Origin of the sequence: Lentzea sp., from assembly GCF_036380075.1 — a bacterium.
GTDB lineage: Bacteria > Actinomycetota > Actinomycetes > Mycobacteriales > Pseudonocardiaceae > Lentzea.
In genome coordinates this window covers 1-9,498 of sequence record NZ_DASVFL010000379.1, presented here as the reverse complement: position 1 = coordinate 9,498, position 9,498 = coordinate 1, and the positions used below count along the sequence as shown (strand labels likewise).

Here is a 9,498-nt window from a genome sequence, read left to right as displayed (position 1 = left end):
TGCTTGCCGAGCCTCCGCTGGTCCAGCACGCGCGCCGTGGCGGCGAAGTCGGGGTAGGGCAGGAAGGTCTGCATCGGCTCACAGCACGTACTTCGCGGCCTGGGCCGCCCGCGCCTGGTCGACGTGCACCTCGTACCGCTTCGCCTGCAGCGTCATGACGCTGGAGAAGTCCCGGCGGCCGCGCGTGCTCCAGTGCGCGACGAACCCGAAGACGGCGCCCCAGAACGCACCGATCACCAGACTGACCAGCACGAACCAGATCCAGCCGGTGCCCACCGAGAACAGCCCGAACAGCAGCCCGATGAACACGCCGAACCACGCACCGCTGGCCGCGCCCGCGAGTGCAGCGCGTCCCCTGGTCAGGCGTCCCGTCACCTGTTCGACGGTCCGCACGCCCTCCCCGACGATCCGGACGCTCTCCACCGGGAAGCCGTCGTCGGACATCCTGTCGACGAGCCGCTGGGCGTCGGCGTACTCGGGGAAGCTCGCCAGCAGAGCGGACTCGGTCCTGGTCACCTCGTGATCGATCTCCACCCCGGTCGGCTACCCGCGGGCTCGGCGGGCAAACAGCAGCCCCACCGCGACGAGCACCGCTCCGGACGCGAGGAACGCGAGGTCGTAGGCGAGCTGGCCGGGTCCGGGACGGACGTGGTGGATGCCCAGGACCTGGTGGTCGACCACGCCTTCGACCAGGTTGAACACGCCCCAGCCGGCGAGGATCCCGCCGAGCAGGACCCTCTCCGGCAGGGGTGCGCGCCGGTTGAGCAGCGCGATCCCGACCAGCACGATGATCAGGCACAGCAGGTGGAAGAGCCCGTCGCCGAGCATCATCAGGTGCGTGTCGGTGACGGGGTACCAGCCGGAGAGCATGTGGTGCCACCCGAGGAGCTGGTGGATCACGATCCCGTCGACGAACCCTCCGATGCCGATTCCGAGCACGATCGCCGCGACCATCAGCCCACCACCGTCCGCACCAGCAGGAACAGGTTCAACGCGGAGATCACCAGCGCCGCCGCGGCACCCGCGGCCGTGGCGCCGCGCCGGTTCGCGGACTCGCCCATCACGTCTTTGCGCCGGGCCAGCAGCACCATCGGCACCAGCGCGAACGGGATCCCGAACGACAGCACGACCTGGCTGAGCACCAGCGCCCTCGTCGGGTCGACCCCGATGCCCAGCACGACCAGCGCGGGCGCCATGGTCACCGCGCGCCGCAGCCACATCGGGATCCGACGGCGCAGGAACCCCTCCATGACGACCTGCCCGGAGTAGGTGCCGACGCTCGACGCGGCGAGCCCGGACGCGAGCAGCGCGAGCGCGAACGCCAGTGCGGCACCCGGTCCGAGCAGCTGGCCGAGGCCGGAGTGCATGTCCTGCAACGACTCCCGCGGCGCACCGGCCCGGTGGAACGCGCCGGCCGCGACGACGAGCATGCTCACGTTCACCACCGCCGCGATGCCCAGGGCGATCACGATGTCGGTGCGGCTGCCGCGCAGCACGCCGCGCAGGTCACCGGGCCGGTGGTGGCGCTGGGTCAGCGCCGAGTGCAGGTAGATGACGTGCGGCATGACGGTGGCGCCGAGCATGCCGGTGGCCAGCAGGACGCTGTCCACTCCCGCGAACCCCGGCACCAGACCGGCCGCCGCGCCGGTCAGGGGGCCGAGGTGCAGCGTCTGGTACAGGAAGCCGCCGAGCACGACCGCGAGCAGTCCGATGATCACCGACTCGAACCGGCGCCGCCGCAGCGGTGCCAGTGCCAGGATCCCGAACGACACCACGGCGGTGATCAGGGCGGCCGGCAGCAGCGGCACGCCGAACAACAGGTTCAGCGCCACCGCCGCGCCGACGAACTCCGCCAGGTCGGTGGCCATGGCCACCAGCTCCGCCTGCACCCACAGCAGCCGGGTCACCGGGCGCGGGTAGTGCTCCCGGCAGAGCTCGGGCAGGTTGCGGCCGGTCACGATGCCGATCTTCGCCGACTGGTACTGGATGAACATCGCCAGCAGGCTGGCGCTGACGATCACCCACAACAACAGGTATCCGTGTGCCGCGCCGCCCGCCATGTTCGTCGCGAAGTTGCCGGGGTCCACGTACGCGACCGCGACGACGAAGGCGGGTCCCATGACGACGGCGGCCGATCGGACGCGAGCGGGCACCGTGATGCCGACCATCTGCGGGTCCTCCTCAGGTGAGCTTGCGGATGGCCTTCTCGATCAGCCCGAGGTTCGCCGGGCTGGTGGCGTAGAGCAGCGGGTCGGGCTTGGGCGCGGACGCGCGGTCGCCCAGCGGTTCCGGGTCCATCACGTAGGAGAACTCGTGCACGCCGTCCGGTGCGGTGCCGGAGGCCCAGCCGCCCTCGGCACCGTGCGTGCCGTCGGAGTTGTGCCAGATCGTGCCCGCGTGCTCGGCGTGCTCCTCGTCGAACAGCGCGCTCGGCGAGATCGGGCCCTCCAGGCCGTCCTCCTGGAGCTCCTCGATCGCGGCGAGCCACATGTTCTGGTGCGCCGTGTCGCGGGCGAGGTTGAACCTGAGCATGTCGCGGACGCCGCTGTCGTCGGTCATGTTGTAGAGCCGCGCGGTCTGGAGCCGGCCCTGCGCCTCCGCCGCGACGTTCGCGCGGAAGTCGGCCATGAGGTTGCCGCTCGCGACGATGTACCGGCCGTTCCACGGCACGCCGTTCGCGTCGGACAACGTCGGCCCGCCGCCGCTCACGATGGCCTGCTGCGGGTCCATCCCGCCGATGATCGCGGCGACGACCGGGTCGTCCGACACGGCCTTGGCGGTCACCTCGGACGGCGCGCCCTCGAGCAGCCGCGCGACCATCGTCGCGAGCATCTCGACGTGGCCGATCTCCTCGGTCGCCACGTCCATGATCAGGTCCTTGTACTTGCCCTCCATCCGGCAGTTCCAGCCCTGGAAGAGGTACTGCATGGTCACGGTCATCTCGCCGAAGGCGCCGCCGATGAGCTCCTGGAGCTTGCGCGCGTAGTGCGCGTCAGGACGCTCGGGCTTCGCCTCGAACTGCAACCTGCTGGTGTGCAGGAACATCTCGCCTCCCGTGGGGTGTGCTTCCACGGCGAAGCTAGGCAGCGGCTGTGACCCGGTCGGCTCGAACTCGGCACGCGCACGGCACGGCCGCGTCACCGCCGCTGGTCGGGAAGGAGCAATTTCGTCCGGCGGATGTGTGAGCCCACGTCCACAGGGCACTCGGGCTCGCATGACGCGGTTGCACATCCAGCTCCTGGGCGGCTTCCGGCTGGACTGCGACCGCAGCCCGGTCCACGTCGTGCCGGGGGCGCGCCGGCTGCTCGCCCTGCTGGCGCTGCGGGACACCAGGGTGCCGAGGCCGGTCGCGGCCGGACTGCTCTGGCCCGACGCGACGGAACGCCGGGCGGGCGCGTGCCTGCGGTCGTCGTTGTGGCGGCTGGTGAAGCTCTCCACGCCGCTGGTGGTGGCCACTGAGGACGCACTCGCGCTCGGCGCCGACGTCGAGGTCGACTTCCGGCGGGCGTGCGCGTTCGCCGAGTCGCCCGACGCCAGCCCCGAGGCCGTGGCGATGCTGAAGGCCGATCTGCTGCCGGGCTGGTGGCAGCCGTGGGTGCAGGTGGAGCGCGACTGGTGGCGTCAGGCCCGGTTGCGCGCGCTGGAGGCGCTCAGCGACCGCTTCCGCTCCTCCGGCGACCACCACCACGCGCACCAGGCCGCGCACGCGGCCGTGCAGACCGACCCGTTGCGGGAGAGCGCGCACCGGGCGTTGGTCGAGCTGCACCTCGCGGACGGGAACCCGGCGCAGGCCGTGCGGCAGTACCAGAGCTACCGGTCACAGCTCCGCGCCGAGCTGGGTCTCGAACCGTCCCGTCACATCCACGAGCTCGTGCGGACTCTCCTGCGCTGACGTCAGGCGCCGCGGCCGGTCTTCTCCTGCAACCGGTCGATCAGCTGGGACGCCTCGACCTTCGTCAGCTCACCCGGCACCTCCTCGCCCGCTTCCTGGGCGAGTGTGTTCAGGTAGGACTCCTGCGGCCCGGTCATCGGCTCGTCACCGGTCGTCCAGTCCTGCGGGTCCTTCTCCGGCGTGCGGTTCACGATCGTCCCCTTTCACTCGAACGCGCGTTCGAGATACCCGGGACGGCCGCGTTTCAATCACCGGCGGAGCAGAAGGCGGTGGGCGACGGTCAGCAGCGTCCGCGCCTCCATCCGCTCGCCGTAGCCGGCGTGCTCCCCCGCGGCCTCGACACACCGCCGCACCTGCTGCGGCACGACGACGCCGGTCTGCGCGCAGTCGGCCAGCGCCTCGCTCAGCGCGTCGGCGGCGTCGGCGGCTCCCACGTCGGCCAGAGCGACGCAGACGGCGTTGTCCAGTTTCTCCAGAGCGGTGACGTGCAGCCGGCGCGACGCCCGGTCGCCGAGTTCCGTGGTCATGGTCTCCGCCTCCACAGCCGAGGTCCACGCGCCGACTGCTTGACGCATTCGGGCCCGAGTACCCGGGTCGAGCGCCCGCGAACCAGGACTTCAGCGACTCCGGCTACGGTGGCGGGATGCGTGCGACCCGGCGCGAGAAGAACGCGCGGCAGTGGCTGTCCGAGCTGTCCGACCGGATCGGGATGGCGGGGTGGGCGGCGCTCGCCGTGACACCCGCGCTCGCCGCCGAGGTGGACCAGCACGGCGCGGCGGTGCGGGACATCCTGCTGTTCGGCGTCGAGGGCGCCGGCACGGTGGCCGCCGTCGTGCTGCTCGCCTCCTACGCGCGGGGGCTCCTCGACCACTCCCCCGACTGGACTCCCACGTCGTGGCTCGGCGTCCGGCTTATGGCGGTCTGCCGGCTGGCGCACGTGCACGACGGGCGGCCGTTGACCATCGAGCCGCTGCCGGGCATCAGCGAACACTGAAAGGGCGGGGCGTGCCGCAGCACGCCCCGCCCTCGACCGGTCCGCTCAGACGTCCTCCGGCCTCCGCGTGCCGAGGACCGGGTCCTCGACCGGCACGTCGCGCCGGGTCGCCGGAGCCGGGTGGGCCGCCGTGACCGGCTGGGCCGCGGCGACCGGCCGGACCGGTTCCATGACCTCGGTCTCGGACGACGCGCGCACCGCGTCCTCACGGCCGCGCTGGTAGGCCGCGGCCTGGGCCTTCGCCTGGGGCAGCTCCTGCTCCGCCCGGCCGAGCCAGCCCTCCCACCGCTGCTGCATCGGCCGCACCAGGCCGCCGCCGACACCGACGACGATCACGCCGCCGACCGTGGCGAGCACCGCGATGAGCACCGGCGTGGTGACCGTGGTGGCGACACCGATCTGGTTGAGCGCGGCGATGATGCCCAGCGCCCAGATGAACACCGACGCGATGGTCGCGAGCACCCGCCCGTACGACAGGCCGCCGAGCGCGCTGCCGATGAAGTCCTTGACAGCACGGGCGACCGCGCCCGCCACGACGACGATGATGATCGCGACAGCGGCCCTCGGCAGCCACGCGACGATCCCGGTCAGCAGGTCGGAGACGGGGTTCGGGCCCCACACGCCGAAGGCGATCTGCAACGTGATCAGGACCAGCGCGTAGAAGACGAGCTTCGCGAGAAGATCGGACGCGTCGTACTTGCTGCGCGCCAGCATCTGCCGCACGCCGCCGCGCTCCACGAGGCGGTCGAAGCCGACGCGTTCGAGGACCTTGTCGACGAGCTTGGCCACCGCCTTGGCGATGACCCAGCCGATCACGAGGATCAGCAGGAACACCAGCAGCTTGGGCACGAACGTGGCGATCGCCCGCCACGCGTCGGTCAACCCCTGCCCGAAGTCCATGTCGAGCTCCCTTCGCACGGACGCCCGACATGGGTCGCCCGCACCGGGCATACCCGATGCGGGCTTTTCTCACACGGGCTTCACGACGCGGGGCGCAGCTCGCGGTCGCACGCAACGAGGTGCTCCCACGTACGACCCCGCTGGCTCGGCGGCGCCGACCCGTCCGCGTTGCAGACCGGGTACACCAGGCCGTAGGGAACGGGTTGCTCGAACTCGTCACCAGTGCGGACGTCGACCAAATGACGCGCGTGTGCCATCACAACCACTCCCTCGCCTGTGAGCGGTAGAGCCAGTGGGGTTTGGGAACCTCGAATACCCCGTGAGCAGCGCGAACATGCCGAAAAGCACTGCGACATAAGAGTGAACGTCATCGTCCATTGTGGACTTACGCCGCGTGACGACCTTCGTGGCCGAACGGTGTGCGCGCTCCCACGCCGCACGGATCCGATCATCGACCGCCCGAGTGATCAACTGCGTGAGACGACACCACCGCACTCCCGGCGCCGCTGTCCACGGATAATGCTAATTCGAATTATTACTGGGTTGACGGCGTACCGGGTGCTGTCGCAGACTCCCTGCCAATTCGAACTGGCAGGTGGTCATGGCGAAGAGGCTCACCCAGCAGGACATCGCCCGGATGGCAGGCGTCAGCCAGGCCACGGTGTCGCTGGTGCTCAACAACAGGACCGACAGCGGGGTCCGGATCGCGCCGGAGACCCGCGCCCGCGTGCTGGAGGTGATCCGCAGGACCGGCTACGTCGCCAACCCGATCGCGCGCCGGCTGCACGACCACCGCAACCGCATCCTCGGCGTCTTCACCTACGAGGCGGTCTTCCCGAACACCCGCGCGGACTTCTACCAGCCGTTCCTCGAGGGCATCGAGGAGCAGGCCGAGGAGGTCGGCTGCGACCTGCTGCTGTTCACGAGCGCCAGGGCCGCGGGCGGCAAACGCCGGATCTTCAGCGACGACAGCAGGATCCGGCTCGCCGACGGCTGCGTGCTGCTCGGCCGCACGGTCGACCGCGACGACCTGGCGCAGCTCGTGAGCGAGGGCGTCCCGTTCGTGTCGATCGGCCGCCGCGACGACGCCGGCGGCCCGGTGCCGCACATCGGCGCCGACTACGTCCCGGCGGTGCGCGACCTGGTGGACCGCGCGGTCGCCCTCGGGCACCGCGGCTTCGCCTACCTGGGCGCCGGAACGGGCGCGGAGTCGTCGGCCGACCGGTTGCGCGGGTTCGAGCAAGCCGTTGCCGCGCACGGGGTCCAGGGCACGCACCTGCCGTTCGGAGAGCTGGACCACGTGCTCGAGGCGGGCGTCACGTGCGTGCTCGCGGAGGAGGTGCCGGACGGCGCCGACCTCGTCCTGGCCGCCCGCGAGCGCGGGCTGTCGGTGCCGGGCGACCTCTCGGTGCTGATGCTCGGAGCCGCCACCCGGCCGGCTCCCCAGGGCGTCGACCTCACCGGGTTCCGCATCCCGCGCCGCGAGATGGGACGCAGGGCCGTGCAGGCGCTGACCGAGGTGCTGGAGAAGGGCACCACCCCGCGGGAACTGCTGCCCTGCGAGTTCGTCGCCGGCTCGACGCTGGGCTGACCAAGAGGTCGAGAAGCCGGTTCGATCAGGAGGAACCTGTTGCTGCACAACACTGACGTCGTGGTCGTGGGTGGCGGTCTGGGCGGAGTCGCCGCCGCGCTCGCGCTGCTGCGCGCCGGCCGCCGGGTCGTGCTCACCGAGGAGTTCGCGTGGCTGGGCGGTCAGCTGACCAGCCAGGCCGTGCCACCCGACGAGCACAGCTGGGTCGAGCGCTTCGGCGTCACCGCGTCGTACCGGGCGCTGCGCGAGGGCATCCGCGACCACTACCGCCGCCACTACCCGCTGACCTCCCGGGCACGGGCCTGGCGCGAGCTCAACCCCGGCGCGGGCAACGTGAGCAGGCTCTGCCACGAGCCGCGCGTGGCCGTCGCCGTGATCGACGAGATGCTGGCCCCGTACCGGGGCAGCGGCAGGCTCACCGTCCTGCAACCCGCGAAGCCGGTCTCGGCGCGCACCGACGGCGACCGGATCGTGTCGGTCACCGTCGCCTGCAACGGCGCGGAGGTCGAGCTCGCCGCGCCGTACGTCCTCGACGCGACCGAGACCGGCGAGCTGCTCCCGTTGTCCGGCACGGAGTACGTGACGGGTTTCGAGTCCACTCTGGACACCGGTGAGCCGAGCGCGCCGGAACGGGCGCAGCCGGCGAACATGCAGGCGATGTCGGTCTGCTTCGCGATCGACCACGTCGACGGCGACCACACGATCGACAAGCCCGCGAGCTACGACTTCTGGCGCTCCTACCAGCCGGGCTTCTGGGGCGACCGGATGCTGTCGTTCCGCTCCCCCGACCCCCGCACCCTGGCCACCGCCGAGCGCACCTTCACCCCGAACCCCGACGACGACCCGTTGCGCGTCGTCTCGGACCAGCGGGTCAGCGCGGGCGACGGCAACCTGTGGACGTTCCGCCGCATCGCCGCCCGCCGCAACTTCGTCGAGGGCGCCTACGACAGCGACATCTGCCTGGTCAACTGGCCGATGATCGACTACTTCGAGTCGCCGGTGATCGACGTCCCGGACGCGGAGAGGCACGTCGCCGCGGCCCGCGAGCTGTCCCGGTCGGTGCTGCACTGGCTGCAGACCGAGGCACCGCGCGAAGACGGCGGCACGGGCTTCCCCGGCCTGCGGCTGCGCGGCGACGTCACCGGCAGCGCGGACGGCCTCGCGCAGGCCCCCTACATCCGCGAGTCGCGGCGGATCAGGGCCGAGTACACGATCGTCGAGCAGGACCTGTCCCTCGCCGTCCGCGGCGACAAGGGCGCCGTGCGGCACGCCGACGCGGTCGGTGTCGGCATGTACCGGATCGACCTGCACCCGTCGACGGGCGGCGACAACTACCTCGACGTCGCGAGCTGCCCGTTCGAGATCCCGCTCGGCGCGCTCGTCCCGCAGCGGGTGGAGAACCTCCTGCCCGCGGGCAAGAACATCGGCACCACCCACATCACCAACGGTTCCCACCGGCTGCACCCGGTCGAGTGGAACGTCGGCGAGGTCGCGGGCGCGCTCGCGGACTTCTGCCTGGCGCACCGAGTCACCCCTCGCGCGGTGCGCAACACCCCCGGCCTGCTCGCGGACTTCCAGCACCGCCTGGAACGCGACGGGGTCGAGCTCCGCTGGCCGGACGTGTCCGGTTACTAGCACTGGGAGACACCATGACAACACCGCCCCGACTCACCGCGCTCCTCGTCGCCGCGCTGCTCGCCCTCACCGCGTGCGGCGGCAGCTCGTCCGGTGACGGCCCCAAGTCGTTGCGCATGACCGTGTGGACCGCCAACGAGGCTCACCTGAAGCTGCTCGGCGAGATCGCCTCCGAGTACAGGGCAGCGCACCCGGACGTCACCGAGATCAAGTTCGACTCCATCCCGGCCGACGGCTACACCACCACCCTCACCACGCAGATCGCCGGTGGCAACGCGCCCGACCTCGCGTGGATCCTGGAGGAGTCGGCACCGGACTTCGTCTCCTCCGGCGCATTGCTGCCGATCAAGGACAAGGTGGAGAAGGCGGACGAGCTGGTGCCCTCGGCCACCAAGCTCTGGGAGAAGGACGGCGACCTGTTCGCCTACCCGTTCTCCACCTCGCCGTTCGGGCTCTTCGTCAACACCGACATCGTCAAGGACCTCC

General features: G+C 71.2%; 13 protein-coding genes and 1 pseudogene. 5 read left to right on the top strand and 9 right to left on the bottom strand.

The window, feature by feature from the left end:
* From VF330_RS39995 to VF330_RS39975, 5 genes and pseudogenes are all read right to left on the bottom strand, one after another.
* Positions 1-74, bottom strand: a pseudogene (locus VF330_RS39995) (cytoplasmic protein); the annotation flags it as partial.
* A gap of 4 nt (positions 75-78) precedes the next feature.
* Positions 79-534 (bottom strand): general stress protein, encoded by a 456-nt coding sequence (locus tag VF330_RS39990; RefSeq protein WP_330856965.1) that lies wholly within the window; start codon positions 532-534, stop codon positions 79-81.
* 9 nt (positions 535-543) lie between these two features.
* Positions 544-954, bottom strand: a complete 411-nt coding sequence (locus VF330_RS39985) for a DUF2243 domain-containing protein (protein WP_330856964.1) — start codon at positions 952-954, stop codon at positions 544-546.
* Positions 954-2,168 carry an Nramp family divalent metal transporter gene (locus VF330_RS39980; RefSeq protein WP_330856963.1) on the bottom strand — a complete coding sequence of 405 codons (1,215 nt, stop codon included), beginning with the start codon at positions 2,166-2,168 and terminating at the stop codon, positions 954-956. Before VF330_RS39980 ends, VF330_RS39985 begins: the two co-directional genes overlap by 1 nt.
* Positions 2,169-2,181: 13 nt before the next feature.
* Positions 2,182-3,045 (bottom strand): manganese catalase family protein, encoded by an 864-nt coding sequence (locus tag VF330_RS39975; protein ID WP_330856962.1) that lies wholly within the window; start codon positions 3,043-3,045, stop codon positions 2,182-2,184.
* Positions 3,046-3,214: 169 nt separating this feature from the next.
* Here VF330_RS39975 and VF330_RS39970 point away from each other — a divergent pair, with 169 nt between their 5' ends.
* A complete protein-coding gene (locus VF330_RS39970) occupies positions 3,215-3,892 on the top strand; it encodes an AfsR/SARP family transcriptional regulator (protein ID WP_330856961.1) in 678 nt (225 codons plus the stop codon).
* A 2-nt stretch (positions 3,893-3,894) separates the two neighbouring features.
* Here the strand turns inward: VF330_RS39970 and VF330_RS39965 are convergent, their stop codons facing one another.
* Positions 3,895-4,083 carry a DUF3072 domain-containing protein gene (locus VF330_RS39965; RefSeq protein WP_349257475.1) on the bottom strand — a complete coding sequence of 63 codons (189 nt, stop codon included), beginning with the start codon at positions 4,081-4,083 and terminating at the stop codon, positions 3,895-3,897.
* Positions 4,084-4,140: 57 nt separating this feature from the next.
* The gene (locus VF330_RS39960; protein WP_330856960.1) at positions 4,141-4,419 is read right to left on the bottom strand and encodes a hypothetical protein; all 279 of its coding nucleotides are present in this window, start codon (positions 4,417-4,419) and stop codon (positions 4,141-4,143) included.
* Between the two features lie 116 nt (positions 4,420-4,535).
* Between VF330_RS39960 and VF330_RS39955 the strand changes: the two genes are divergently transcribed.
* Positions 4,536-4,886, top strand: coding sequence for a DUF6401 family natural product biosynthesis protein (locus tag VF330_RS39955; protein WP_330856959.1), 351 nt, complete (start codon positions 4,536-4,538; stop codon positions 4,884-4,886).
* A gap of 45 nt (positions 4,887-4,931) precedes the next feature.
* Here VF330_RS39955 and VF330_RS39950 read toward each other — a convergent pair whose 3' ends face one another.
* Positions 4,932-5,786 carry a mechanosensitive ion channel family protein gene (locus tag VF330_RS39950; RefSeq protein WP_330856958.1) on the bottom strand — a complete coding sequence of 285 codons (855 nt, stop codon included), beginning with the start codon at positions 5,784-5,786 and terminating at the stop codon, positions 4,932-4,934.
* Between the two features lie 80 nt (positions 5,787-5,866).
* Entirely contained in the window at positions 5,867-6,043 is a 177-nt protein-coding gene (locus tag VF330_RS39945; RefSeq protein WP_330856957.1) for a hypothetical protein, read from the bottom strand.
* Between the two features lie 344 nt (positions 6,044-6,387).
* Between VF330_RS39945 and VF330_RS39940 the strand changes: the two genes are divergently transcribed.
* The 3 genes from VF330_RS39940 to VF330_RS39930 all read left to right on the top strand — a co-directional run.
* On the top strand, positions 6,388-7,377 hold the full coding sequence (locus tag VF330_RS39940; RefSeq protein ID WP_330856956.1) for a LacI family DNA-binding transcriptional regulator: 990 nt from the start codon (positions 6,388-6,390) through the stop codon (positions 7,375-7,377).
* A gap of 39 nt (positions 7,378-7,416) precedes the next feature.
* Entirely contained in the window at positions 7,417-9,012 is a 1,596-nt protein-coding gene (locus VF330_RS39935) for an FAD-dependent oxidoreductase (protein ID WP_330856955.1), read from the top strand.
* Positions 9,013-9,026: 14 nt separating this feature from the next.
* A partial coding sequence (locus tag VF330_RS39930; RefSeq protein ID WP_330856954.1) for an ABC transporter substrate-binding protein occupies positions 9,027-9,498 on the top strand: 472 nt, incomplete at its 3' end.